Below are 24,682 nucleotides of genomic sequence, written 5' to 3' on the forward strand. Positions count from 1 at the left end.
CCTTTTCCCACTACCCTTGTAGACCGTCTTTTCTACCCCCATATTGGGGCGACTGACGCGTGAAGGAATACATCTTGAGCGACCTCCTCAACCGCCGCCTGAGCCTGCTCGGCGCCAATCTCCCCCTGCTCAAGCAGTGCCTGCACGGTATTGAGCGCGAATGCCTGCGCGTGACCGAAGAAGGTCGCCTGGCCCAGACCCCGCATCCGCAAGCCCTGGGATCGGCGCTGACCAACGAGCAGATCACCACCGATTATTCCGAGTCGCTGCTGGAGTTCATCACCCCGGCCCTGCCCGACCCGGCCAAGGTGCTGGAAAGCCTCGAAGAGACCCACCGTTTCGTCTACAGCAAGCTGGGCGACGAATACCTCTGGAGTCCGTCGATGCCCTGCACGCTGCCGGCCGAGGAGGACATCCCGATCGCCGAGTACGGCAGCTCGAACATTGGCAAGCTCAAGCACGTCTACCGCAAGGGCCTGGCCCTGCGCTACGGCCGCACCATGCAGTGCATTGCCGGTATCCATTACAACTTCTCGCTGCCCGAAGCGCTGTGGCCTTTGCTGCGCGCAGCAGAGGGCGGCAGCGAGAGCGACCGCGACTACCAGTCGTCGGCCTATATCGCACTGATCCGCAATTTCCGCCGCTACAGCTGGCTGTTGATGTACCTGTTCGGCGCCTCGCCGGCACTGGACAAAGGCTTCCTGCGTGGCCGCCCGCACCAGCTCGAAGAGCTGGATGCCGAAACCCTGTACCTGCCCTACGCCACCAGCCTGCGCATGAGCGACCTGGGCTACCAGAGCAATGCCCAGGCCGGCCTCACCCCGTGCTACAACAACCTGGCCAGCTACACCGACAGCCTGCGCAAGGCGGTGGGCACGCCCTACCCGCCTTACGTCGAAGTCGGCACGCACGTGGATGGCGAATGGGTACAGCTGAACACCAACATCCTGCAGATCGAAAACGAGTACTACTCGAACATTCGCCCCAAGCGCGTCACCTACACCGGCGAGCGGCCGATCCAGGCCCTGACCTCGCGCGGCGTTCAGTATGTGGAAGTGCGTTGCCTGGACATCAACCCGTTCCTGCCGGTTGGTATCGACCTGACCGAGGCGCGTTTCCTCGACGCATTCCTGCTGTTCTGCGCGCTGGAAGACAGCCCGCAACTGGACAACGGCGAATGCGGCCAGTGCACCAACAACTTCCTGACCGTGGTCAAGGAAGGCCGGCGCCCGGGCCTGGAACTTCACCGCAATGGCCAGCCGATCGGCCTGAAGGCCTGGGCCAGTGAGCTGATCGAGCGTATCCGGCCACTGGCCGAACTGCTCGACCAGGCGCAAGGCGGCGCAGAACACGGCAAGGCCCTGGATGCCCAGCAGGCCAAGGTCGACGACGCCTCGCTGACCCCGTCGGCCCAAGTGTTGGCGCGCATGACCGAGCATGACGAAAGCTTCGTCAAGTTCGCCTTGCGCCAGAGCCGTATCCACGCCGAAACTTTCCGCGAGCAGCCACTGCCAGTCGAACGCCAGCAGGCCTTCGAAATCCTCGCCCGCGACTCGCTGGCCGAGCAATCGCGCCTGGAACAACAGGAGGTCGGCGACTTCGACCTGTTCGTCGGTGCCTACCAGGCCAGCATCCTGGCGATCAGCAACTGATGACCCGCACTGCTACCCCGCGCAGGCCGCGCGCCAGCAGCCAGGCCAGGATCGAGGCGATTCTGGCGGCTGCACGCGAGTTGCTGGCCGAGCTGGGGGTGGCGGGCCTGTCGATCTACAGCGTGGCCGAGCGCGCGCAGATTCCACCGTCTTCGGTGTATCACTTCTTTGCCAGTGTACCGGCGCTGCTGGAGGCATTGACGGCCGATGTACACCGGGCCTTTCGTGAAGCGCTGAGCGCGCCGATCGACAGCAGTGCGTTCAACACCTGGCACGAACTGTCACGGCTGGTAGAGCAGCGCATGCTGGATATCTACAACGAGGACGCGGCGGCGCGACAGCTGATCCTGGCCCAGCATGGCCTGAGCGAAGTGGTGCAGGCCGATCGGCAGCACGACATGGAACTGGGCGACTTGATGCACAAGTTGTTCGACCAGCACTTTCATCTTCCGGTGATGCCGGCGGATGTGGACGTGTTTGCCTTGGCCATGGAATTGAGCGACCGAGTGTATGCGCGGTCGGTGCAGCTGCACGAAGCGATCACCCCGCGCATGGCCGAGGAAGGCAAGCGAGTGTTCGAGGCGTATCTGGGGTTGTATCTGCCGCCATTTCTGGCCAAGCGTTCCAGCTGAGATCATTGGGGCCGCTGTGCGGCCCTTCGCGGGCACGCCCGCTCCCACAGGGACCGCGCAAAACCTGAAACCTGCGCACTACCTGTGGGAGCGGGCGTGCCCGCGAAGGGCTGCAAAGCAGCCCCATGGCCAACACCCATCACAGCTTGGCGATGGACACTTCAGTCGACTTCACGAAGGCAATCACTTCACTGCCCACCTGCAGCTCCAGCTCACGCACAGAGCGGGTGGTGATGACCGAAGTGACGATACCCGAGGCGGTCTGCACGTCGATTTCCGACAGTACCGGGCCTTCGAGGATTTCTTTCACGGTGCCTTTGAACTGGTTGCGAACGTTGATGGCTTTGATGGTCATGATTTGATTCCTTCTCTATGGCTTCAGTCTGGTAAGTGAGTCAGTCAGTGCGCCCAACGCAGTTGCGTGGGCAAAGGGGCTACAGGATCCGGCTCGGGCGCAGCGCCCGGGGCCGACAGAACACGGTTGAGCACTTCGCTTTCCAGCGCGGCCAGGCGGTGCGAACCACGCGCCCGAGGCCGTGCCAGGTCGACAGTGAGGTCGAGCCCGACCTCGCCGTCCTCGATCAGGATCACCCGGTCAGCCACGGCGACTGCCTCGCTGACATCGTGGGTAACCAGCAACACAGTGAAGCCGTGCTGACGCCACAGGCGTTCGATCAGTTGCTGCATCTCGATACGGGTCAATGCATCCAGCGCACCGAGCGGCTCGTCCAGCAGCAGCAGGCGCGGCTGGTGAATCAGCGCCCGGGCCAGGGCCACGCGCTGCTTCTGGCCACCCGAGAGTGCCGCCGGCCATTCATTGGCGCGGTCGGCCAGGCCAACCGACTCCAACGCTTCCAGCGCACGCGGGCGCCAGTCGCCAGACAGGCCCAGGCCAACGTTGTCGATCACCTTCTTCCATGGCAGCAGGCGCGCGTCCTGGAACATCAGGCGGGTTTCTTCGCGGGCCTGCTCCAGCGGCGCGGCACCGGCCAGCAACTGGCCTGCAGTGGGCTGGTCGAGACCGGCCAGCAGGCGCAGCAAGGTGCTCTTGCCACAGCCACTACGGCCGACGATGGCGACGAACTGGCCGGCAGGAATATGCAGCTCGATACCCTTCAGTACCTCGCGCTGGCCAAAGGTCTTGCGCAGGCCGCTGGATGCCAGCGGGATACCACGCAGCAGGCGTGGCGGCTGTTCCTTGAGCACGGTCATGCGCCCTCCTTCTTCGCCACTTGATAGGCCGGGTGCCAGCGCAGCCACACACGCTCCAGGCCGCGGGCGGCGAGGTCGGCAAGCTTGCCGAGCACGGCATACATGACGATGGCCAGCACCACCACGTCGGTCTGCAGGAACTCACGGGCGTTCATCGCCAGGTAACCGATGCCGGCATTGGCCGAAATGGTTTCGGCAACGATCAGGGTCAGCCACATGAAGCCCAGGGCAAAGCGCACGCCTACCAGGATCGAAGGCAATGCCCCGGGCAGGATCACCTGGCGGAACAGGCTGAAGCCGGACAAGCCATAGCTGCGCGCCATCTCCACCAGCGCCGGGTCGACGTTGCGGATACCGTGGTAGGTGTTCAGGTAGATCGGGAACAGCGTACCCAGCGCGACCAGGAAGATCTTTGCCGACTCGTCGATACCGAACCACAGGATCACCAGCGGGATCAGCGCCAGGTGTGGCACGTTGCGGATCATCTGCACCGAGCTGTCGAGCAGGCGTTCGCCCCAGTTCGACAGACCGGTGATAAAGCCCAGCACCAGGCCGATGCTGCCACCGATGACGAAGCCCAACCCGGCACGCCAGCCACTGATGGCAAGGTGGGTCCAGATCTCGCCGCTGCGCACCAGCTCGACGCCGGCGCTGACCACGGCGCTGGGCGCAGGCAAGATGCGCGTAGACAGCCAGCCGGCGCTGACCGCCAGTTGCCAGGCAGCCAGCAGCAGTACCGGCAGCGCCCATGGCGCCAGGCGCTGGCCAAGGTTGTTGGAAGTTGCACGACTCATGGCCTGGCCCTCAGCTCTGCGCTACGGACTTGGGCAGTATGTCGTTGGCCACCATTTCGCCAAACGGGCTCACATAGCCACCGGTCTTGGCTTGCTCCGGGCGTTGCACATCCAGGTGCGGGAACAGCAGCTCGGCCACCCGGTACGACTCTTCCAGGTGCGGGTAGCCGGAGAAGATGAAGGTATCGATGCCCAGCTCGGCATATTCCTTGACCCGCGCCGCGACGGTCGGGCCATCCCCCACCAGCGCGGTACCGGCACCACCACGTACCAGGCCGACACCGGCCCACAGGTTGGGGCTGACTTCCAGCTTGTCACGGTTGCCGTTGTGCAGGGCGGCCATGCGTTGCTGGCCGACCGAGTCGAAGCGCGCAAGCGAGGCCTGGGCACGAGCGATGGTGTCGTCGTCCAGGTGCGAGATCAGCTTGTCGGCGGCGGCCCATGCTTCTTCGTTGGTCTCCCGCACGATCACGTGCAGGCGGATGCCGAAGCGCACTTCACGGCCCTGGGCAGCGGCTTTCTCACGCACCTGGGCGATTTTTTCGGCGACCGCACTCGGCGGCTCGCCCCAGGTCAGGTACAGCTCGACCTGCTCGGCGGCCAGGTCCTGTGCGGCTTCGGAGGAACCGCCGAAATACAGAGGTGGGCGTGGTTGCTGGATCGGCGGGTAGAGCAGCTTGGCGCCCTTCACCTGGATGTGCTTGCCGTCATAGTCGACCACCTCGCCTTCCAGCACCTTGCGCCAGATACGGGTGAACTCCACAGAGGCTTCATAACGTTCCTGATGGCTCAGGTGCAGGCCGTCACCGGCCAACTCGTCCGGGTCGCCACCGGTCACCAGGTTGAACAGCGCGCGGCCGTTGGACAGGCGATCAAGGGTTGCTGCCTGGCGTGCCGCCACGGTCGGCGAAATGATCCCGGGGCGCAGGGCAACCAGGAACTTCAGCCGCTGGGTCACAGGGATCAGCGATGCCGCGACCAGCCAGGAGTCCTCGCAGGAACGCCCGGTAGGGATCAGCACGCCACCAAAGCCGAGCCGGTCAGCCGCCTGGGCGATCTGCTGAAGGTAGCCATGGTCGACGGCGCGTGCACCATCGGAAGTGCCCAGGTACTTGCCGTCACCGTGGGTAGGAAGGAACCAGAAGATGTTAAGGCTCATTGGAGTTGTCTCCTCAAGGGGGCTCAGCCAGGGCGGCGCCCCGGCGCAGGCGAATCAATCAAGGCGCACTGGCGACCTTGGCCGGGGGTGTCCAGATCACGTCCTTGATGCTCAGCGGCTTGGGAATCAGCTTCAGTGCCTGGAACGTGTCGGCGATCTTCTGTTGTGCGGCCACCACTTCCGGGGTGAGCGGCGCGGCACCATAGCCTTGGCGCTTGACCGAGGTCAGGGTGATGTCGCCAGGCAGGCCGAGCAGCGGCGCGACCTGTTCTGTCACTTCCTGTGGGTTGGCCTGGGACCATTCACCCACGGCACGCACTTCTTCGATCAGGGTGTTGATCACCGCCGGGTGCTGGGTCGCGTAGTTGCGGGTGGCCAGGTAGAACTGATGGTTGTCGACCAGGCCCTTGCCGTCACGCAGGGTATGAGCCTGCAGCTGTTTCTCGGCGGCAGCCTGGTACGGGTCCCAGATCACCCAGGCGTCCACGCTGCCGCGCTCGAAGGCGGCGCGGGCGTCGGCCGGGGGCAGGTACACCGGCTGGATGTCGGTGTATTTCAGGCCTGCGTCTTCCAGGGCGCGAACCAGCAGGTAGTGAACGTTGGAGCCTTTGTTGAGGGCGACTTTCTTGCCCTTGAGGTCTTTGACCGACTGGATCGGTGAGCCCTTCGGCACCAGGATTGCCTCGCTGTGCGGCGCTGGCGGCTCGTAGGCGACGTACAGCAGGTCGGCACCGGCGGCCTGGGCAAACACCGGTGGGGTTTCGCCGGTGACGCCAAAGTCGATGGAGCCGACGTTCAGCCCCTCAAGCAGCTGCGGGCCGCCGGGGAACTCGGTCCATTGCACCTGCACGCCCTGCTCGGCCAGGCGCTTTTCCAGCGTGCCCTTGGCCTTGAGCAGCACCAGGGTGCCGTATTTCTGGTAACCGATACGCAGGCTCTCGGCCTGGGCTTGGGTGATGGCGCCGAAGGACACAGCCGCCGCAAACAGGGCGACCAGACCGCGACGCAAGAAGACTGTGCGCATGGCGCTCTCCTGTGCGAGTGGGTTCGGGTTGCACCTGCTTGCCTCGTTGTCGGGCGAGTAAGGTGGTAAAGCGGGTTGGGCCGGTCAGATGCTCCAGCGAGCGCTGATCAGGCGTTCGTTCAATACGCCGGGGGCCACGGGGCGCGGCCGACGGGCCAGTGCAACGTGGAAGGTTTCCAGCGCGTCCTGCAGGCGTTCTTCCAGCGCAGCTGCGAGCTGCGCAGGCCTGCTGCCTTCTCCGTAGGCGACCTGACTGTCGTCGGCGAAGATCCCTTGCAGGGTCTCTTGCGCCTTGAGTGCCGACAGCACAGGTTTCAGTGCGTAATCCACCGCCAGCATGTGAGCGATGCTGCCGCCGGTGGCGATTGGCAACACGATCTTGTGTACCAGGGCGCGTTCGGGCAGCAGGTCGAGCAAGGTTTTCAGGGCACCGGCGAACGAGGCCTTGTATACGGGCGTGGCGACTATCAGGCCATCGGCCTGGGCCACCAGCTGCTGGAAGTGCTGCACCTGCGGGCTGTCGAAACGGGCGTGCAGCAGGTCTTCGGCGGGAAAGTCACGTACCTGGAACGTCACTACCTCGACGCCACGGTCCTGCAGCCACTGGCGCGAGCGCTCCAGCAGCACGCCGGAGCGTGAACGGGTACTGGGGCTACCACCGATTGAGACGACCAGCATTGCAGCGCTTCCTTGTGTTCTGTTGGAGGTGACATTAACAGTCAGCGCATATATCTAGAAATCATATTTTTTCATTTGTTTATTCCATTTTTATCAATCTCCTGTTTTGACCCTTTCGCGGGTATACGCGAAGAAGCCATCGCAGTTTTCAGCAGGCATAAAAAAGGGCCGTCGAAACGGCCCGAATATCCCTGCTTTGGCTAAGAGCAATGCAACGAGGAATCCTTTAACGATTGGGCTGCGGGGTCAGCCGCAGATAGGGTTTGACCGCCCGGTAACCTTTGGGGAAGCGCTGTTTGATCTCTTCTTCGTCCTTCAGCGAGGGCACGATTACCACGTCGTCACCGTCCTGCCAGTTACCTGGCGTGGCGACCTTGTGGTTGTCGGTCAGCTGCAGCGAGTCGATCACCCGCAAGATTTCGTTGAAGTTGCGCCCGGTACTGGCCGGGTAGGTGATGGTCAAGCGCACCTTCTTGTTCGGGTCGATGACGAACAGCGAGCGCACAGTCAGGGTGTCGCTGGCGTTCGGGTGGATCAGGTCGTACAGGTCAGACACCTTGCGGTCGGCGTCGGCAATGATCGGGAAGTTGACCACGGTGTTCTGGGTTTCGTTGATGTCATCGATCCAGCGGTGGTGCGAATCGACCGGGTCCACCGACAGGGCGATGGCCTTGACCCCGCGTTTGGCGAAATCGTCCTTCAGCTTGGCGGTAAGGCCCAGTTCGGTGGTGCACACCGGGGTGAAGTCGGCCGGGTGGGAGAACAACACCCCCCAGCTGTTGCCCAGCCACTCGTGGAAGCGGATCTTGCCTTCGCTGGAATCCTGTTCGAAATCGGGGGCGATATCGCCGAGTTTTAGGCTCATGGGCTGCGGCTCCTTTGTGCTGGGTTCTGTACCGTGTGGGTTGAATGTGCCTGCATTTGATTAAAAACAAAAAGAATAAATACTGATTTATTTATAACCATTATGCATACGAAATCGCAGATACAAAAAAGCCTCGCGCTAGGCGAGGCTTCTTGTTCAGCTACGGCTTACAGGAAGTTGTAAGTGTAGTTCACGATGAAGCGAGTCTGGTCTTTGTCCCCGATGCTTTCGCCGCTACCACGGTAAACACCCTGACGCAGGCTGAAGCCCAGGCCTTTGAGGGAGCCTTGCTGAATGGTGTAGTCGACGCGTGCGTCACGTTCCCATTCGTTGTAGCTGCCGTCGCCCGACTTGTTGCGGATGTCGTCACCACGCAGGTAGGCCACCGAAGCCTTCAGGCCTGGAACGCCCAGGGACGCGAAGTCATAGGAGTACTGACCGAAGGTGGTGTTCTCACCGGCACGAGCGAACTGGTTGATCATGCTATCGGTGAACAGGTAGAAGCTTGCGCCGCCATTGCCTTCCAGCGAGGAAGTGGCGCCGTCCTTGCGGACGCTACCTTGGTTCAGCCAGACGAAACCACCATCGTCACCCACTTGCTGGTGACCGAGCATCAGCGCGTGGCCACCCAGGGTGTAGGTGAACATGGCGCTCCAGGTCTTGTTGTCGACCTCGCCCCCGTTCTTCGCGTAGCCACCGTTGTTGTCGAAGGCGTAACCGGTCTCGCCATTCTTGCCGTCGCTGCGGCTATCGAAGTAGCGCAGGTCGGTCTTGAACGACTGGTTGTCGGCGATCTTGAAGACGTGGGTAGCACCCAGGAAGTGCTGCTTGTAGAAGTCTTCCAGGTTCGAGTAGTAGTACTGCAGGGTCAGGTCTGGAGTGAGCTTGTAGTCACCACCGGCAAACTGGAACTTGTTGCTGTCGCGGAAGGCGCCAGAAACGGAAAGACCGGTACGGTTGCTCGAGGCACGACCCATGGCGTGGGTCAGTTGACCAGCATTGATGGTCAGATTGTCGATTTCCTTCGACTGCAGGGTGCCACCCTCGAAGGTCTGCGGCAGCAGACGGCCATCGTTGGAGACCAGGATCGGCAGCATAGGCGCCAGGGCGCTACCGTAGTGGACCTCGGTCTTGGAGAAGCGAGCCTTGGCGTTACCACCAATGCGTGCCCAGTCGTGGACTGCCGAACCATCGGAGTCGCTTGGGAAGAAGGTGTTGTTGGCATCTGGACGGCTACCACGGCCACCATCCAGGTGAATGCCCCACAGTGCCTGAACGTCGACACCAAAACCTACGGTGCCTTCGGTGAAGCCAGACAGGTAGTCGAGCTTGAAGCCTTGACCGCTTTCTTTCTGGTCGATACCGCTTTCGCGGTTGTCGTCGTTGAAGTACATGGTGCGCGAGCTGAGCGTTAGTTTGCTGTCTTCAACGAAACCGGCAGCGCCTGCTTGTTGGGCGAGAACCCCCAGTGCCACGGCCAGGGCCAGGCTGGACTTGTACATGTTTTGCTCCTCTACGTTCTAATTCTTGTGTATCTCTGGCGGTGGGATCTGCTGCCCCGCTCACCGTGGATTGGCGATTTAGTCCCAAAGTGTGACCGTTTAGTCAATCGTTTCTAAACGTTTCGCGACTTTGGTCTAAGACGCCACCTGCGCTACAGGATAATGACAATCCTATAAATCCAAAATGACTGTTTTATGAATTGGTAAGATTTTTAAGGAATATGTTAGGAACTGTTACTGCCATTCGTTAGCAGCAGCGTATTTTTCATAACCCTTGGTTATTTGCAAACGTTTGCTCATAACCTAATTCCGTAACGTTCTATCGGGACGAAAAAGCCTAGCAGCCGTCTGTGATTTCGCCATTGCCCAGGATTACCTATGGTGCGTCCTTCGTGCGCTCGATGTGGGAGCGGGCATGCCCGCGAACACCGGCGACGCCGGTGCCATCCACAGCGTCGCCTGCTTCGCGGGCACGCCCGCTCCCACAGGGGATCGCGTAAAGACAGCATGGTTAAAGCAATTGGCTCCTAAGCTAATGCAAAAAAGTTATTTATTTTAATTTTCTTAGATCATTTAGCCTTCTCGCCATCCATCACACCGATTGCCTGACGAGAGGTCCACCATGATCCCGCACGCTCCGCTGCGCCTGTTCGCCGCCCTGACCCTCGCCAGCGCCAGTTGGTTGGCCCAGGCTGCCGACCTGACCGTGGCCTACCAGACCACCGTCGACCCAGCCAAAGTGGCGCAGGTCGATGGCAACTACGAAAAAGCCAGCAACGCCAGCATCGACTGGCGCAAATTCGACAACGGCGCCGACGTGATCACCGCCGTAGCCAGCGGCGACGTACAGATCGGCTACCTGGGCTCCAGCCCGCTGGCCGCCGCAGCCACCCGCAAGCTGCCGGTCGAGACCTTCCTGATCGCCACACAGATTGGCGCCGGTGAAGCGCTGGTCGCTCGCGACAGCATCAAGACGCCACAAGACCTGGTCGGCAAGAAAGTCGCCGTGCCGTTCGTCTCCACCGGCCATTACAGCCTGCTGGCCGCGCTGAAGAGCTGGAACATCGACCCGTCCAAGGTGCAGATCCTCAACCTGGCGCCGCCGGCGATCATTGCCGCCTGGAAGCGCGGCGACATCGACGCTACCTACGTCTGGGACCCGGCCCTGGGTGTGGCCAAGGAGAACGGCAAGGTGCTGATTACCTCCGGCGAGCTGGCCGAGAAAGGCGCACCGACCTTCGACGCATGGATCGTGCGCAAGGACTTCGCCGCCAAGCATCCCGACGTGGTCAAGGCCTTCGCCAAGGTCACCCTCGACGCCTACGCCGACTACCGCAAGAACCCGCAAGCCTGGCTGGCCAACCCCGACAACGTGAGCAAGCTGGCCAAACTGTCTGGTGCCAAACCTGCTGACATCCCGGTGCTGCTGCAGGGCAACGTCTACCCGCTGGCCGCCGACCAGGCCAATGCACTGGGCGCGCCGACCACCCAGGCGCTGACCGACACGGCCACCTTCCTCAAGCAGCAAGGCAAGGTCGACGCGGTGCTGCCGGACTACTCGCCGTACGTCAGCGCCCAGTACCTGCCCAACTAAGCCTGTAGAAAACCGACCGGAGCCTGCCATGGCCTTGCTCGAACTGGAGCGCATCAGCGCACAGTACCCCGGTGCCGAAACCCCGGTACTGGCCGACATCAACCTGAGCCTGGGGCCACGCCAACTGCTGGTGGCCCTGGGGCCTTCCGGCAGCGGCAAGACCTCGCTGCTCAACCTGATCGCCGGCTTCGTCGCCCCCAGCGGCGGGCGCATCACCCTGGACGGCGTGCCCGTCCTGGGCCCCGGCGCCGAGCGCGGCGTAGTGTTCCAGGACGATGCGCTGCTGCCCTGGCAGAACGTGCTGGGCAACGTCGCATTCGGCCTGGAACTGGCCGGCGTATCACGTGCCGAGCGTGAGGCCAAGGCCCGCGAAATGTTGGCCCTGGTCGATCTCGATGGCTTTGGCGAGCGGCGTATCTGGCAATTGTCCGGTGGCCAGAAACAGCGCGTGGGCCTGGCCCGGGCGTTGGCAGCCAATCCACGGGTGTTGCTGATGGACGAGCCGTTCGGCGCTCTTGATGCCTTCACCCGCGAGCAGATGCAGGAATTGTTGCTGCAGGTCTGGCAACGCACTGCCAAGCCGGTGTTTCTGATTACTCACGACATCGAAGAAGCAGTGTTCCTCGCCAGCGAGCTGGTGCTGCTGGCGCCCAACCCGGGGCGCGTGGTGGAGCGCCTGCAACTGGACTTCGGCCAGCGCTACGCAGCAGGTGAACCCGCGCGGGCGATCAAGTCCGACCCGGCCTTCATCGAGACCCGCGAGCACGTACTGGCACGGGTGTTCTCCCAACGTCAAAGCCTGCAGGAGCGCGCATGAGCAGCCTGGACCTGCCGGTCGCCGGCAAACGCAACACCCAACCCCGGCCAGCCACCAAGCTGCGCCGCCCCCTGCCCACCCGCTGGATAAGCACCCTGACCCTGGCCAGCCTGTTGTTTGCCTGGTGGCTGGTGACAGCGGCCGGCTGGATCGAACCGCTGTTCCTGCCCTCGCCCGCCGACATCCTGACCAAGGCCGGAACCCTGCTGACCCAAGGCTATATGGATGCCAGCCTGTGGCAGCATCTGGGTGCCAGCCTGGGGCGCATCGGCGTGGCCCTGCTTGCCGCCACGCTTACCGCCATCCCGGTGGGTATCGCCATCGGCTACAACCGCGTGGCCCGCGGCATTCTCGACCCGCTGATCGAGTTCTACCGGCCAATCCCGCCGCTGGCCTACCTGCCGCTGATCGTCATCTGGTGCGGCATCGGCGAGCTGTCCAAGGTGCTGCTGATCTACCTGGCAATCTTCGCTCCCATTGCCATTGCCACCGCCACCGGCGTACGCACGGTCGACCCGGCCAAGCTGCGTGCCGCGCAATCGCTGGGCGCGACCAAGACCCAGCTGATCCGCCACGTGATCCTGCCCAGCGCCCTGCCCGACATCCTCACCGGCATCCGCATTGGCCTGGGCGTTGGCTGGTCGACCCTGGTGGCCGCCGAGCTGATCGCCGCCACCAGCGGCCTGGGCTTCATGGTGCAGTCGGCGGCGCAGTTCCTGGTTACCGATGTAGTGGTGCTGGGGATCCTGCTGATCGCGCTGATCGCCTTCGCCCTGGAAATGAGCCTGCGTGCCCTGCAACGCAAACTGGTGCCTTGGCACGGGCAGAGCCACTGAATCCTGTTGACCACGCCAGCAGCCTGGCGCCTGTTTGAAGAGACCGACATGAGCCTGACCATTACCCCCCTCAGCCCGGCGCTTGGCGCCCAGATCAGCGGCGTGGACATCAGCCGCGATATCACCTTAGAAGAACGCGACGCCATCGAGCAGGCGCTGCTGCAACACCAGGTGCTGTTCTTCCGCGACCAGCCGATCAACCCGCAGCAGCAGGCACGTTTTGCCGCCCGCTTCGGCGACCTGCACATCCACCCGATCTACCCCAACGTGCCGGAAACCCCGCAGGTGCTGATCCTCGACACAGCGGTTACCGATGTGCGCGACAACGCCGTATGGCACACCGACGTGACCTTTCTGCCGACCCCGGCCCTGGGCGCGGTACTCAGCGCCAAGCAGTTGCCGGCCTACGGCGGCGATACCCTGTGGGCCAGCGGCATCGCTGCCTTCGAAGCATTGTCGGCACCGCTGCGCGAGATGCTCGACGGGCTGACCGCCACCCATGACTTCACCAAATCGTTCCCGTTGGAGCGCTTCGGTACCACACCGCAAGACCTGGCGCGCTGGGAAGCAACCCGGCGCAACAACCCGCCGCTGTCGCACCCGGTGGTGCGCACGCATCCGGTGAGCGGGCGCAAGGCGTTGTTCGTCAACGAGGGGTTCACCACGCGCATCAATGAGTTGAGCGAACTGGAAAGCGAGGCACTGCTGAAGCTGCTGTTCGCCCATGCGACGCGGCCGGAGTTCAGCATTCGCTGGCGGTGGCAGGAGAATGACGTGGCGTTCTGGGACAACCGCGTGACCCAGCATTTTGCCGTGGATGACTACCGACCGAACCGGCGGGTGATGCATCGGGCGACCATCCTCGGGGATGCACCCTTTTAGTTGTTGCCTGTACCGGCCTCTTCGCGGGCTTCCCCGCTCCCACCGGTTCAACACAGTTTCTGAAATCTGTGCCGGACCTGTGGGAGCGGGCAAGCCCGCGAAGAGGCCGGTACAGGTTATTACCTGACCAGATGCAGGTACTGCATGTGCCGTTCGTACTGGTCGAGGATGTCGTTGATGATCTGCTCCTTGCTGTAGCCCACCAGATCATAGTTCTGGCTGCCTTCGCTCAGGTGCACCTCCGCCCGGTAGTAACGGCGGTTCTTCAACTCTTGCGTACCCAGCCCACCCAAGGCGAACGATGGCGTGAAGTAGCCACGCATCTGCACCTGGTAAATGAACGGCTGTTCCTCGCCATGGCCAATCTTCAGGCTGACGTTGTCGTGGCTCGGGTCGTCCTGGGTAATCAGCACCAGGCCCTTCTGCTCGAACACTTCACGCACATCGGCAATTGCCGGACGCACCACGTCGTCCATGAAGCGGTACACCTCATCACGCGACGGGAAGTGCACCGCCTGGCTCAGGCGCTGGCGCCAGCCACCACGGCCGCGGCGTGACTGGGCGAACGGGGCCAGCGAATGCATCTGCGCGATCTGCCGTTGCGACTCCAGGTAGAACGCCTTGTGCAGCCCCCACATCATGCACAGCAGGATCAGCGAGAACGGCAACGAGGTCAGCACCACCGCCGATTTAAGCGAATCGATGCTGCCGGCGAACAACAGCGCACTGGTGATCAGCGCCGTCATCGCGCCCCAGAAGATGCGCAGCCAGTTCGGCCCATCCTCGTCGGCATCACCACCCTTGGCCGACAAGGTCGAGAGCACCACGGTGCCCGAGTCGGCCGAGGTGACGAAGAACACGAAACTGATGAACACCGTCATGGCGATCACCGTCTTGCTCCAGGGGTAGGTCTCCAGCAGCAGGTACAGGCTCATCGACGGGTTATCCAGCGCCGACTGGCCCAGCGCTGTCATGCCATGGTTGATGACCTGGTCCAGGGCGCTGTTGCCGAAGATCGACATCCACGCCAGGGTGAAGCCCAGTGGAATCAACAGCACACCAAAGACGAATTCGCGGATTGTGCGGCCACGGGAGATGCGGGCGATGAACAGGCCCACGAACGGCGCCCAGGCAATCCACCAGGCCCAGTAGAACACCGTCCAGCCGCCCAGCCAGTCACGGTTCTCGCCGTAGGCATAGACGTCGAAGCTCTTGCGCGGCAAGGCACCCAGGTAATCGCCGAGGTTCTGGATCAGCGTGTTGAACAGGTGCTGGGTAGGCCCTGCAAACAACACGAACAGCAACAGCGTGCAGGCCAGGAACAGGTTGATGTCGCTCATCACCCGCACCCCCTTCTCCACCCCGGCAACGGCCACGGCCACTGCGGCACCCATCATCAGAGTGATTAGCAGCACCTGCACCCACTGGCTGTGGTCGATGCCGAACAGGTAGTCGAGGCCAGCATTCAGGTGCAGCACGCCAAACCCCATGTCGGCACCCAGGCCGAACACCGTGGCGATGATGCCGAAGCCGTCCACTGCATAACCGATCGGCCCGTTGATGCGCTTGCCTATCAGCGGGTACAACGCCGAACGCAAGGCCAGCGGCAGGTTGTGCCGGTAGGCGAAGTAGGCCAGGGCCATACCAACGAAGGCGAACACACCCCAGCCATGCAGGCCCCAGTGCAGGAACAGTATCTGCATCGCCTGGCGCCCGGCCTCGGCCGTGCCCGCTTCGCCCTGGGGCGGCTGCAGCATGTGGGTCAGGGGTTCGGAAACACAGAAGAAGAACAAGGTGATGCTGATGCCGGCGGCAAACAGCATGCCGGCCCACGAAAGGTAGCTGAACTCGGGCTCGTCGTGGTCGGCACCGAGCTTGATCTTGCCGTAGCCGGACAAGGCGGTGACCACCACGAAGACCAGGTACAGCGTCATCGCCAGCATGTAGTACCAGCCGACCGTGTTGGCCGCCCAGTTCTGCGCCGCCAGCAACCAGTCGCCTGCTGCTTGCGGATAGGAAATGACCACCAGGCCGAAGATGAGGATGAAACTTGCCGCGAAATAGAACACCGGGGGGTTCATGCGGATCTTGCCGTTGGCAAGGGAAGGGGTCGGTGCACTCATTGGGGGTGCACCTCGTCGAATGACGTAAGGTTCGGAATGAACGGGTTCAGCAAAGGAATCCTCCTGTTGAACACCGGCAGCGGACCAGCGTTTTTTCATTGAACAAGCGTTCAAGTTAAACATGGATCGGATTTCAATGCGAATCGGGGCGCTGATTGGTGCCCTCCTGCACTGGCCTCTTCGCGGGCTTGCCCGCTCCCACAGGTACTGCACAAGATTCAATATTTGTGCGGTCCCTGTGGGAGCGGGCAAGCCCGCGAAGAGGCCAAGGAAATGCCAGATCAGTTCTTGTCCAGGCAATCCAGCTGCAGGTTGGCCTGGGTAATGTTGCTCTCGGCCGGCACACTGCGGGTCAGCCACACATTGCCGCCAATGGTCGAGCCTTTGCCGATGGTGATCCGCCCCAGCACCGTGGCCCCGGCATAGATCACCACATCGTCCTCGACGATCGGGTGACGTGGCAGGCCCTTGTGCAGGGTGCCCGATTCATCGCTGGGGAAGCGCTTGGCGCCCAGGGTCACCGCCTGGTAGATGCGCACACGCTCGCCGATGATCGCGGTTTCGCCGATCACCACGCCGGTACCGTGGTCGATGAAGAAGCTCGGGCCGATCTGTGCCCCGGGGTGAATGTCGATCCCCGTGGCCGAATGCGCCAGCTCCGAGCTGATCCGCGCCAGCAGCGGCAGGCCGGCCTGGTACAGGTGGTGCGCCAGGCGGTGGTGGATGATTGCCAGGATGCCCGGGTAGCACAGCAGCACTTCATCGACACTGCGCGCCGCCGGGTCGCCGTGATAGGCGGCCAACACATCGGTGTCGAGCAGCACGCGCAGGCCCGGCAGGGCGGCGGCGAAACCCTGCACCAGGCTCAGCGCATGAGCATCGACGCCAGCCAGCTCGCCCTTGCTTTGCCGTGCGGCGTAGCGCAGCTCCAGGCGGGCCTGGGCCAGCAACGCAGTCAGCGCGGCATCCAATGTATGGCCGACGTAGAAGTCTTCGCTTTCTTCGCGCAGGTCGACCGGGCCAAGGCGCATGGGGAACAGTGCGCCGCACAGTTGCTCCAGGATGTGCCGCATCGCTTCGCGCGAAGGCAGCTCACGCCCGCCCTGCTCGCCGCTGCTGCGGCCGTTGCGGGTACGCCATTGTTCACGGGCACCGCGCAGGCCGGTGACGATGCTCTGCAACTGCCAGTGCCCGGGTGAAGGTTGTTCGCTCACGGTTTTCTCCTGCCTGAAGAGGCCAAATGTTTGTATCGGCAGGTCAGGCCCTTTCGCGGGTAAACCCGCTCCCACAGGTACACCACAAGGCTCAAGATCTGTGGGGTCCCTGTGGGAGCGGGTTCACCCGCGAAAGGGCCGGACCTGCTTACATGTAATCCACTCTACGGCAAATCCATCTCTTGGAAAAAACAACGCTTTATTCCATCCTGCGCTAAGTCAGGCATAAGCCGCGATGACGGAGCAGGCAACCTCGCCTACCCTCAAAGCAGCCAGCACCTGGCAGATCACAAAAAGGAAATAACAAAATAATTTTTTAGTATTTCCTGGCCTAAGCAGCCGACCCTATAGTCGCCACCCACTACTTACACAACAAGCGCGGGGCTCTGAAATGTCTAAATTCGCCAAACCGCTACTCAACGCCAGCCTGGCACTTCTGCTGGGTGCCGGCCTGCTCAGCCAGGCCTTCGCCGGTGAGCAGCTGAAGACCATCCAGGAAAAAGGCGTGATCAACGTCGGCCTGGAAGGCACCTACCCACCGTTCAGCTTCCAGGACGAAAACGGCAAGCTGACCGGCTTCGAAGTGGAGCTGTCCGAACTGCTGGCCAAGGAGCTGGGGGTAAAGGCCAAGGTGCAGCCGACCAAGTGGGACGGCATCCTCGCCGCCCTGGAATCCAAGCGCCTGGACGTGGTGATCAACCAGGTGACCATTTCCGAAGAGCGCAAGAAAAAGTATGACTTCTCCGAGCCTTACACCATCTCCGGCATCCAGGCACTGATCCTGAAGAAGAAGGCCGAGCAGATGAACATTCACAAGGCCGCAGACCTGGCTGGCAAGAAGGTCGGCGTGGGCCTGGGCACCAACTACGAGCAATGGGTCAAGAAGGATGTGCCGCAAGCCGATGTGCGCACCTATGAAGACGACCCCAGCAAGTTCGCCGACCTGCGCAACGGCCGTATCGACGCCATCCTGATCGACCGCCTGGCCGCGCTGGAATACGCGCAAAAAGCCAAGGACACCGAACTGGCCGGCGATGCATTCTCGCGCCTGGAAAGCGGCGTGGCCCTGCGCAAGGGCGAGCCGGAACTGCTGGCAGCGATCAACAAGGCGCTGGACAAGCTCAAGGCTGACGGCACGCTGGCCAAGCTGTCCGAGAAATACTTCGGTGCCGATGTCACCAAATGATTGCTGAAAGCCTGCAACTCGTTGTCGACTCCGCGCCCTTCCTGCTGAAGGGCGCGGGTTATACAGTGCTGCTCAGTGTTGGCGGCATGTTCTTCGGCTTGCTGCTTGGCTTTGCCTTGGCACTGATGCGGTTGTCGAAGATCTTGCCGCTGAACTGGCTGGCGCGGGTCTACGTGTCGTTCTTCCGCGGCACGCCGTTGCTGGTGCAGCTGTTCGTCATCTACTTCGGCATGCCGCAGATCGGCATCGAGCTCGACCCGATCCCGGCATCGCTGATCGGCCTGTCGCTGAACATGGCTGCCTACATCTGCGAAATCCTGCGCGCGGCGATTTCCTCGATCGACCGCGGCCAGTGGGAAGCCGCCGCCAGTATCGGCATGACCCGCGTCCAGGCCATGCGCCGGGCGATCCTGCCCCAGGCCTTGCGTACCGCACTGCCGCCGTTGGGCAACAGCTTCATCTCGCTGGTCAAGGACACCGCCCTGGCGGCGACCATCCAGGTGCCCGAGCTGTTCCGCCAGGCCCAGCTGATTACCGCACGCACCTTCGAAGTGTTCACGATGTACGTGGCAGTAGCGGTCATCTACTGGGTGCTGTGCAGCATCCTCGCGCACTTCCAGAACCGCATGGAAGCGCGAGTCAACCAGCATGACCAGGAGCATTGAGCATGATTGAAGTCAAAGGCCTGACCAAGCGGTTCAAGGGCCAGACCGTGCTCAACGGTATCGACCTGACCGTGCAGCCCGGCGAAGTGGTGGCCATCATCGGCCCCAGCGGCTCGGGCAAGACCACCTTCCTGCGTTGCCTCAACCTGCTGGAAACACCCGATGCCGGGCAGATCCAGATTGGCGACATCAGCATCGACGCCAATCGCCCGCTAGGTGGGCAGCAAAGTGCGATTCGCCGCTTGCGCCAGCAGGCCGGGTTCGTGTTCCAGAACTTCAACCTGTTCCCTCATCGCACCGCCCTGGAAAACGTGATCGAGGGGCCGGTGATCGTCAAGAAGACGCCGCGCGAGCAGGCCATCGAACTGGGCCGGCGCCTGCTGGCCAAGGTCGGCCTGGCGGGCAAGGAAGACGCCTACCCACGGCGCCTGTCCGGTGGCCAGCAGCAACGGGTTGCCATCGCCCGCGCCTTGGCCATGGAACCGGAGGTGATCCTGTTTGACGAGCCGACCTCGGCGCTGGACCCCGAACTGGTGGGTGAAGTGCTGGCGACCATCCGCGGCCTGGCCGAGGAGAAGCGCACCATGATCATCGTTACCCACGAAATGAGCTTTGCCCGCGACGTGGCGAACCGGGTGATCTTCTTCGACAAGGGCGTGATCGTGGAGCAGGGCGAGGCCAAGGCGCTGTTTGCGGCGCCGAAGGAAGAGCGTACCCGGCAGTTCTTGCGCAAGTTCCTGGGGACTGCTGCCTCCGAGTAAACCTGTTGCGGCCTCTTCGCGGGCACGCCCGCTCCCACAGGTGTGGCACCGATTTCAAGATCTGTGCTGTACCTGTGGGAGCGGGCGTGCCCGCGAAGAGGCCGGCACATCCGCAGCAAAATCCCCCTTCTATACATATTCCAAAGAGTTAGTTCATAAACTTTTTATAAAGCATTAGGGTATATAAACCGGACCACCGGACCAGCACATATCTGTCGCGATCAGCTGTAGCGGCACTACTTTTTTGTGAGGTCAGGAATGGTCAGGATCACAATCACCCCAGTGCGTAACGCCAGGGCATTGAGTGCAGCCAAGGAGCGACACTGATGTCCAGCCAACCCAATACCCAATTCCACAGCGATCTCGACAGCTCGCCCCTGCTGCTGCCGGCCAAGGTACTGCGCAACGACGCTGAAGCCCTGCAAGCGGCCCGCGAACTGGCCGAGGTCGCCCGCGAGCAGGCCGCCCGCCGCGACCAGCAACGCAAACTGCCATGGGCCGAGATCGAACTGTTCACCCGTAGCGGCCTGGGCAGCATCAGCGTTCCCAAGGCCCATGGCGGCCCCGATGTGTCATTCGAGACCGTGGCCGAAGTGTTCCGTCTGATCAGCGCCGCAGACCCGGCCCTGGGGCAGATCCCGCAGAACCAGTTCGGCATGTTGCAACTGCTGCGCCTGACTGCCACCGAGGCGCAGCAGGCGGTGATCTTCCGCAGCGTGCTCGATGGCTGGCGCATCGGCAATGCCGGCCCCGAACGCGGCACCAAGGACACCCTGACCCTCAAGGCCAGGATCACCCGCGTCGGCGACAGCTATCGCATCAGCGGCGAGAAGTTCTATTCCACCGGTGCCCTGTTCGCCCACTGGGTGGCGGTCAAGGCACTGGACGACGAAGGCCGCCAGCGCCTGGCATTCGTGCGCCGAGGCAGCCCGGGGCTGCGCATCGTCGATGACTGGTCCGGGTTCGGCCAGCGCACCACTGCCAGCGGCACCGTGCTGCTCGACCAGGTACCGGTGGATGCCGACCTGGTGATCGACAACTGGCGCCAGCGCGACATTCCCAACATCCAGGGCGCTGCCTCGCAGCTGATCCAGGCGGCGATCGATGCTGGCATCGCCGAAGCGGCGATCGAAGACGCCATCAGCTTCGTGCGCGAAAAGGCTCGGCCATGGATCGAGGCCAAGGTCGACCGCGCCAGCGACGACCCCTATGTGATCGCCGACATTGGCCGCCTGAAGCTCGAGCTGCACGCCGCCGAAGCGCTGCTGCGCAAGGCCGCGCGAGTCCTCGACGAAGTCAACGCCGCGCCGATCGATGCTGCAAGCGCGGCGCGAGCTTCGATCGCGGTGGCCGAGGCCAAGGTGCTGACTACCGAGATTGCCCTGCAGGCCAGCGAAAAGCTGTTCGAGCTGGCCGGCAGCCGCGCCACCCTCGCCGAGTTCAACCTCGACCGCCACTGGCGCAATGCCCGGGTGCACACCCTGCATGACCCGGTGCGCTGGAAGTACCACGCGGTTGGCGCATACCACCTCAACGGCACCTTGCCTGCACGGCATTCCTGGATCTGATTTGTGAGCCTTGGGGCTGCTTTGCAGCCCAATCGCCGGCAAGCCAGCTCCCACAGGTCCTGCACTGCCTTCAAGACCTGTGCTGTCCCTGTGGGAGCTGGCTTGCCGGCGATTGGGACGCGAAGCGGCCCCTAAGGCCCCGGAGAACAACATGACTACTACAATCATCGCCAACGACAGCGAAGCCCTGAACGTCGCCGAAGAAGTCGCCCAAAACCTGCGCCGCGACAGCGCCCTGCGCGACCGCGAGCGCCGCCTGCCGCATGCCGAACTGGAGCTGTTCACCCGCTCTGGCCTGTGGGCCATCAGCGTGCCCAAGGCCTTCGGCGGCGCCGGCGTGTCCAACGTCACCCTGGCCAAGGTCATCGCCCGCATCGCCCAGGCCGACGGCTCGCTCGGGCAGATTCCGCAAAACCACTTCTACAGCCTGGAAGTGCTGCGGGTAAACGGCACACCCGAGCAGCAAAAGCGCCTGTACGCCGAAGTAGTGGCGGGCAGCCGCTTCGGCAACGCCCTGGCCGAACTGGGCACCAAGACCGCCAACGAGCGTACCACTCGCCTGACCCGCGACGGCGACGGCTTTCGCATCAACGGCCGCAAGTTCTACTCCACCGGCGCCATCTACGCCCAGCGCATTCCCACCTCGGTGGTCGATGAGCAGGGCGTGCAGCACCTGGCCTTCGTCCCGGCCGACAGCAAGGGCCTGCAAGTGATCGACGACTGGAGCGGCTTCGGCCAGCGCACCACCGGCAGCGGCTCGGTGGTGTTCGACAACGTATACGTCAGCGCCGCCGACGTGTTGCCGTTCCAGAGCGCCTTCGAACGCCCCACCCCGGTCGGCCCGCTGGCGCAGATACTTCATGCCGCCATCGACACCGGCATCGCCCGCGCCGCATACGAAGATGCCCTGCACTTCGTACGCACGCGCAGCCGCCCCTGGGTCGACTCCGGCCTGGACAAGGCCAGCGATGACCCGCTGACGCTGAAGAGTTTCGGCCACCTGGCGATCCGCCTGCACGCTGCAGAAGCCTTGCTCGAGCGCGCCGGCGAACACCTGGACCGCGCCCGCGACGACAGTACTGCCGACAATGTGGCCGCCGCTTCCATCGCGGTGGCCGAGGCCCGTGCCATCAGCACCGAGATTTCCCTCGCAGCCGGCACCACCCTGTTCGAACTGGGCGGTAGCCAGGCCACCCTGGCCGAACACAACCTCGACCGCCACTGGCGCAACGCCCGCGTGCACACCCTGCACGACCCGGTGCGCTGGAAGTACCACGCCATCGGCAACTACTACCTCAACGATGCCAACCCACCACGCCGGGGGACCATCTGATGGCCAAACAGATACTGCTCAATGCCTTCAACATGAACTGCATCGGGCACATCAACCACGGCCTGTGGACCCACCCACGGGATACCTCGACCCAGTACAAGACCCTGGATTACTGGACCAGCCTGGCGCGCCTGTTGGAGCGCGGCTTGTTCGACGGGTTGTTCATCGCCGACATCGTCGGCACCTACGACATCTACGGCCAGTCGCTGGACGTCACCCTCAAGGAGTCGATCCAACTGCCGGTCAACGACCCGCTGCTGCTGGTCTCGGCCATGGCCGCCGTCACCCGCCACCTCGGCTTCGGTCTTACCGCCAACCTCACCTACGAAGCGCCGTACCTGTTCGCCCGCCGCCTTTCCACCCTGGACCACCTGAGCAATGGCCGGGTGGGCTGGAACATCGTCACCGGCTACCTCGACAGTGCCGCCCGGGCCATGGGCCTGGCGCAGCAACCCGAGCATGACCGCCGCTACGACCAGGCCGACGAGTACCTGCAGGTGCTGTACAAGCTGCTGGAAGGCAGCTGGGCCGATGATGCCGTGGTCGCCGACCGCCAGCAGCGCATCTATGCCAGGCCCGACAAGGTGCGCAAGGTCGATCACAAGGGCGAGTTCTACAAGGTCGATGGTTACCACCTGTGCGAACCCTCGCCGCAACGTACACCGGTACTGTTCCAGGCCGGCAGCTCGCAGCGTGGCCTGGCCTTCGCAGGCAACCATGCCGAATGCGTGTTCATCAGTGGCCAGGACAAGGCCGCCACCCGCGCCCAGGTCGACAAGGTGCGCGCCGCCGCCCAGGCCGCTGGCCGCAACCCGCAAGCGGTCAAGGTGTTCATGGGCATCACGGTGATCGTCGCCGCCACCGAGCAGCAGGCCCAGGCCAAGCATGCCGAGTACCTGCGCCATGCCAGCGCCGAGGCCGGGGTCGCGCACTTCGCAGCGTCCACCGGCATCGACTTCGCCGCCTACGCCCTGGACGAGCCGATTGTCTTCAGCCAGGGCAACGCCATCCAGTCAGCCACGCGCCAGTTGCAGGACAACGCCTGGACCCGCCGGCGCCTGCTGCAGCAGCACGCCCTGGGTGGCCGTTACGTGACCCTGGTCGGCGCTCCCGAGCAGGTGGCCGAGCAGCTGATCGCCTGGATCGATGAAACCGGCCTGGACGGTTTCAACCTGACCCGCACCGTAACCCCGGAAAGCTTCGAGGACTTCATCGACCTGGTCGTCCCGCAGTTGCAACAACGTGGCCGCTACAAGACCGCCTACGCCGAAGGCACCCTGCGCGAAAAACTGTTCCAGGCCGGCCACCCGCATTTGCCCGCCGACCACCCTGGCTCGGCTTACCGCTTTACCTCTACCCCTGCCCCGACTGGAGCCCTGCACCATGCTTGATAACCTGTTCCGGCCCGTCGCGGCCATTGCCCTCACCCTCGGCCTGACTGCCAGCGCGCTGGCTGCCGAACCGCTGAAGATCGGCACCACCTCGGCCTTCGCCATCCCGCTGGAAGCCGCAGTGGAAGAAGCGCACAAGCAAGGCCTGGAAGTGAAGCTGGTCGAGTTCAGCGACTGGATCGCACCTAATGTCAGCCTCAACAGCGGCGACATCGACGTGAACTACTTCCAGCACATCCCATTCCTGGAAAACGCCAAGGCAGCCGCGGGCTTCAACCTGGTGCCCTACGCCCCGGGCATCATCAACAACGTCGGCCTGTACTCGAAAAAGTACAAAACCTTCGCCGACCTGCCCGAAGGTGCCAGCGTGGCCATCGCCAACGACCCGATCAACAGCGGCCGTGGCCTGCAGCTGCTGGCCAAGGCCGGGCTGATCACCCTCAAGCCGGGGGTCGGCTACAAGGCCACCGAGGACGACATCGTCGCCAACCCGAAGAAACTGAAGATCCTTCAGGTCGAGGCCGTACAGCTGGTACGCGCCTATGACGACGCCGACCTGGTTCAGGGCTATCCGGCCTACATCCGCCTGGCCAACAGCTTCGACGCCGGCTCCGCACTGCTGTTCGACGGGCTGGAGAACAAGGAATACGTGATCCAGTTCGTCATTCGACCGCAAAGCAAGGACGACCCGCGCCTTGCCAGGTTCGTCGACATCTACCAGCACTCGCCAGTGGTGCGGGCAGCCTTGGACAAGGCCCATGGCAAGCTCTACCAGGCCGGTTGGGAGGGCTGAC

The 24,682-nt window shown here is 63.1% G+C and carries 23 protein-coding genes; 13 read left to right on the plus strand and 10 right to left on the minus strand.

Annotation, left to right across the window (positions count from 1 at the left end; genetic code table 11):
• Positions 1–74: 74 nt before the first annotated feature.
• The gene (gene gshA / locus IRZ77_RS11845; protein ID WP_196173535.1) at positions 75–1,652 is read left to right on the plus strand and encodes a glutamate--cysteine ligase; all 1,578 of its coding nucleotides are present in this window, start codon (positions 75–77) and stop codon (positions 1,650–1,652) included.
• Positions 1,652–2,284, plus strand: a complete 633-nt coding sequence (locus IRZ77_RS11850; RefSeq protein ID WP_196173537.1) for a TetR/AcrR family transcriptional regulator — start codon at positions 1,652–1,654, stop codon at positions 2,282–2,284. Before gshA ends, IRZ77_RS11850 begins: the two co-directional genes overlap by 1 nt.
• 139 nt (positions 2,285–2,423) lie before the next feature.
• Here the strand turns inward: IRZ77_RS11850 and IRZ77_RS11855 are convergent, their stop codons facing one another.
• From IRZ77_RS11855 to IRZ77_RS11890, 8 genes are all read right to left on the minus strand, one after another.
• Positions 2,424–2,639, minus strand: a complete 216-nt coding sequence (locus IRZ77_RS11855; protein ID WP_003255829.1) for a TOBE domain-containing protein — start codon at positions 2,637–2,639, stop codon at positions 2,424–2,426.
• Positions 2,640–2,683: 44 nt separating this feature from the next.
• Positions 2,684–3,496 (minus strand): aliphatic sulfonates ABC transporter ATP-binding protein, encoded by an 813-nt coding sequence (gene ssuB / locus IRZ77_RS11860; protein WP_013970450.1) that lies wholly within the window; start codon positions 3,494–3,496, stop codon positions 2,684–2,686.
• Entirely contained in the window at positions 3,493–4,290 is a 798-nt protein-coding gene (ssuC, locus tag IRZ77_RS11865) for an aliphatic sulfonate ABC transporter permease SsuC (RefSeq protein WP_046614535.1), read from the minus strand. Before ssuC ends, ssuB begins: the two co-directional genes overlap by 4 nt.
• A 10-nt stretch (positions 4,291–4,300) precedes the next feature.
• Positions 4,301–5,449 (minus strand): FMNH2-dependent alkanesulfonate monooxygenase, encoded by a 1,149-nt coding sequence (gene ssuD / locus IRZ77_RS11870; RefSeq protein WP_196173539.1) that lies wholly within the window; start codon positions 5,447–5,449, stop codon positions 4,301–4,303.
• Between the two features lie 58 nt (positions 5,450–5,507).
• Positions 5,508–6,473 carry a sulfonate ABC transporter substrate-binding protein gene (locus tag IRZ77_RS11875; RefSeq protein WP_085599957.1) on the minus strand — a complete coding sequence of 322 codons (966 nt, stop codon included), beginning with the start codon at positions 6,471–6,473 and terminating at the stop codon, positions 5,508–5,510.
• An 84-nt stretch (positions 6,474–6,557) separates the two neighbouring features.
• Entirely contained in the window at positions 6,558–7,151 is a 594-nt protein-coding gene (gene ssuE, locus IRZ77_RS11880; RefSeq protein ID WP_046614537.1) for an NADPH-dependent FMN reductase, read from the minus strand.
• A gap of 226 nt (positions 7,152–7,377) precedes the next feature.
• Positions 7,378–8,016 carry a peroxiredoxin gene (locus IRZ77_RS11885; protein ID WP_013970445.1) on the minus strand — a complete coding sequence of 213 codons (639 nt, stop codon included), beginning with the start codon at positions 8,014–8,016 and terminating at the stop codon, positions 7,378–7,380.
• A gap of 167 nt (positions 8,017–8,183) precedes the next feature.
• Entirely contained in the window at positions 8,184–9,518 is a 1,335-nt protein-coding gene (locus IRZ77_RS11890) for an OprD family porin (protein WP_196173541.1), read from the minus strand.
• Positions 9,519–10,140: 622 nt separating this feature from the next.
• On the opposite strand from IRZ77_RS11890, the gene tauA reads away from it, so the two are divergent.
• Genes tauA through tauD form a run of 4 tightly spaced genes read left to right on the plus strand, consistent with a single transcriptional unit; the run spans position 10,141 to position 13,647 of the window.
• Positions 10,141–11,112, plus strand: a complete 972-nt coding sequence (tauA, locus tag IRZ77_RS11895; RefSeq protein WP_046614539.1) for a taurine ABC transporter substrate-binding protein — start codon at positions 10,141–10,143, stop codon at positions 11,110–11,112.
• A gap of 28 nt (positions 11,113–11,140) precedes the next feature.
• Positions 11,141–11,929, plus strand: coding sequence for a taurine ABC transporter ATP-binding subunit (tauB, locus tag IRZ77_RS11900; protein ID WP_196173543.1), 789 nt, complete (start codon positions 11,141–11,143; stop codon positions 11,927–11,929).
• Positions 11,926–12,765 (plus strand): taurine ABC transporter permease TauC, encoded by an 840-nt coding sequence (gene tauC / locus IRZ77_RS11905; RefSeq protein ID WP_108480033.1) that lies wholly within the window; start codon positions 11,926–11,928, stop codon positions 12,763–12,765. The genes tauB and tauC overlap by 4 nt, the downstream gene beginning before the upstream one ends.
• A gap of 48 nt (positions 12,766–12,813) precedes the next feature.
• Positions 12,814–13,647: a taurine dioxygenase gene (gene tauD, locus IRZ77_RS11910; protein WP_085600142.1), complete on the plus strand. Its 834-nt coding sequence runs from the start codon at positions 12,814–12,816 to the stop codon at positions 13,645–13,647.
• Positions 13,648–13,766: 119 nt separating this feature from the next.
• On the opposite strand, the gene betT is transcribed toward tauD, so the two are convergent.
• Both betT and epsC read right to left on the minus strand, forming a co-directional pair.
• Positions 13,767–15,728, minus strand: a complete 1,962-nt coding sequence (gene betT / locus IRZ77_RS11915) for a choline transporter BetT (protein ID WP_178081770.1) — start codon at positions 15,726–15,728, stop codon at positions 13,767–13,769.
• Between the two features lie 323 nt (positions 15,729–16,051).
• Positions 16,052–16,984 carry a serine O-acetyltransferase EpsC gene (gene epsC, locus IRZ77_RS11920; protein WP_108480034.1) on the minus strand — a complete coding sequence of 311 codons (933 nt, stop codon included), beginning with the start codon at positions 16,982–16,984 and terminating at the stop codon, positions 16,052–16,054.
• A gap of 391 nt (positions 16,985–17,375) precedes the next feature.
• On the opposite strand from epsC, the gene tcyJ reads away from it, so the two are divergent.
• The 7 genes from tcyJ (at position 17,376) to IRZ77_RS11955 (ending at position 24,681) form a co-directional block, all read left to right on the plus strand.
• A complete protein-coding gene (gene tcyJ, locus IRZ77_RS11925; RefSeq protein WP_196173545.1) occupies positions 17,376–18,170 on the plus strand; it encodes a cystine ABC transporter substrate-binding protein in 795 nt (264 codons plus the stop codon).
• Positions 18,167–18,835 (plus strand): cystine ABC transporter permease, encoded by a 669-nt coding sequence (gene tcyL, locus IRZ77_RS11930; protein ID WP_025337317.1) that lies wholly within the window; start codon positions 18,167–18,169, stop codon positions 18,833–18,835. Before tcyJ ends, tcyL begins: the two co-directional genes overlap by 4 nt.
• A gap of 2 nt (positions 18,836–18,837) precedes the next feature.
• Positions 18,838–19,596 carry an L-cystine ABC transporter ATP-binding protein TcyN gene (gene tcyN, locus IRZ77_RS11935; RefSeq protein ID WP_013970435.1) on the plus strand — a complete coding sequence of 253 codons (759 nt, stop codon included), beginning with the start codon at positions 18,838–18,840 and terminating at the stop codon, positions 19,594–19,596.
• 326 nt (positions 19,597–19,922) lie between these two features.
• Complete coding sequence (locus IRZ77_RS11940; RefSeq protein ID WP_025337316.1) at positions 19,923–21,164, plus strand: SfnB family sulfur acquisition oxidoreductase; 1,242 nt, start codon at positions 19,923–19,925, stop codon at positions 21,162–21,164.
• A gap of 151 nt (positions 21,165–21,315) precedes the next feature.
• Positions 21,316–22,497 carry an SfnB family sulfur acquisition oxidoreductase gene (locus IRZ77_RS11945; protein WP_196173547.1) on the plus strand — a complete coding sequence of 394 codons (1,182 nt, stop codon included), beginning with the start codon at positions 21,316–21,318 and terminating at the stop codon, positions 22,495–22,497.
• The gene (locus tag IRZ77_RS11950) at positions 22,497–23,888 is read left to right on the plus strand and encodes an LLM class flavin-dependent oxidoreductase (protein WP_135002130.1); all 1,392 of its coding nucleotides are present in this window, start codon (positions 22,497–22,499) and stop codon (positions 23,886–23,888) included. Before IRZ77_RS11945 ends, IRZ77_RS11950 begins: the two co-directional genes overlap by 1 nt.
• On the plus strand, positions 23,881–24,681 hold the full coding sequence (locus tag IRZ77_RS11955; RefSeq protein WP_046614545.1) for a MetQ/NlpA family ABC transporter substrate-binding protein: 801 nt from the start codon (positions 23,881–23,883) through the stop codon (positions 24,679–24,681). The genes IRZ77_RS11950 and IRZ77_RS11955 overlap by 8 nt, the downstream gene beginning before the upstream one ends.
• The last annotated feature ends 1 nt before the right edge of the window (position 24,682 follow it).

Origin of the sequence: Pseudomonas pudica, assembly GCF_015680405.1 — a bacterium.
GTDB classification, from domain to species: Bacteria; Pseudomonadota; Gammaproteobacteria; order Pseudomonadales; family Pseudomonadaceae; genus Aquipseudomonas; species Aquipseudomonas pudica.

Excerpts from the sequence above, each read along its gene's own strand:
- IRZ77_RS11850 (WP_196173537.1), top strand. The coding sequence starts at position 1,652 with ATGACCCGCACTGCTACCCCGCGCAGGCCGCGCGCCAGCAGCCAGGCC.
- IRZ77_RS11855 (WP_003255829.1), bottom strand. The coding sequence starts at position 2,639 with ATGACCATCAAAGCCATCAACGTTCGCAACCAGTTCAAAGGCACCGTG.
- ssuB (WP_013970450.1), bottom strand. The coding sequence starts at position 3,496 with ATGACCGTGCTCAAGGAACAGCCGCCACGCCTGCTGCGTGGTATCCCG.
- ssuC (WP_046614535.1), bottom strand. The coding sequence starts at position 4,290 with ATGAGTCGTGCAACTTCCAACAACCTTGGCCAGCGCCTGGCGCCATGG.
- ssuD (WP_196173539.1), bottom strand. The coding sequence starts at position 5,449 with ATGAGCCTTAACATCTTCTGGTTCCTTCCTACCCACGGTGACGGCAAG.
- IRZ77_RS11875 (WP_085599957.1), bottom strand. The coding sequence starts at position 6,473 with ATGCGCACAGTCTTCTTGCGTCGCGGTCTGGTCGCCCTGTTTGCGGCG.
- ssuE (WP_046614537.1), bottom strand. The coding sequence starts at position 7,151 with ATGCTGGTCGTCTCAATCGGTGGTAGCCCCAGTACCCGTTCACGCTCC.
- IRZ77_RS11885 (WP_013970445.1), bottom strand. The coding sequence starts at position 8,016 with ATGAGCCTAAAACTCGGCGATATCGCCCCCGATTTCGAACAGGATTCC.
- IRZ77_RS11890 (WP_196173541.1), bottom strand. The coding sequence starts at position 9,518 with ATGTACAAGTCCAGCCTGGCCCTGGCCGTGGCACTGGGGGTTCTCGCC.
- tauA (WP_046614539.1), top strand. The coding sequence starts at position 10,141 with ATGATCCCGCACGCTCCGCTGCGCCTGTTCGCCGCCCTGACCCTCGCC.
- tauB (WP_196173543.1), top strand. The coding sequence starts at position 11,141 with ATGGCCTTGCTCGAACTGGAGCGCATCAGCGCACAGTACCCCGGTGCC.
- tauC (WP_108480033.1), top strand. The coding sequence starts at position 11,926 with ATGAGCAGCCTGGACCTGCCGGTCGCCGGCAAACGCAACACCCAACCC.
- tauD (WP_085600142.1), top strand. The coding sequence starts at position 12,814 with ATGAGCCTGACCATTACCCCCCTCAGCCCGGCGCTTGGCGCCCAGATC.
- betT (WP_178081770.1), bottom strand. The coding sequence starts at position 15,728 with ATGAACCCCCCGGTGTTCTATTTCGCGGCAAGTTTCATCCTCATCTTC.
- tcyJ (WP_196173545.1), top strand. The coding sequence starts at position 17,376 with ATGTCTAAATTCGCCAAACCGCTACTCAACGCCAGCCTGGCACTTCTG.
- tcyL (WP_025337317.1), top strand. The coding sequence starts at position 18,167 with ATGATTGCTGAAAGCCTGCAACTCGTTGTCGACTCCGCGCCCTTCCTG.
- tcyN (WP_013970435.1), top strand. The coding sequence starts at position 18,838 with ATGATTGAAGTCAAAGGCCTGACCAAGCGGTTCAAGGGCCAGACCGTG.
- IRZ77_RS11940 (WP_025337316.1), top strand. The coding sequence starts at position 19,923 with ATGTCCAGCCAACCCAATACCCAATTCCACAGCGATCTCGACAGCTCG.
- IRZ77_RS11945 (WP_196173547.1), top strand. The coding sequence starts at position 21,316 with ATGACTACTACAATCATCGCCAACGACAGCGAAGCCCTGAACGTCGCC.
- IRZ77_RS11950 (WP_135002130.1), top strand. The coding sequence starts at position 22,497 with ATGGCCAAACAGATACTGCTCAATGCCTTCAACATGAACTGCATCGGG.
- IRZ77_RS11955 (WP_046614545.1), top strand. The coding sequence starts at position 23,881 with ATGCTTGATAACCTGTTCCGGCCCGTCGCGGCCATTGCCCTCACCCTC.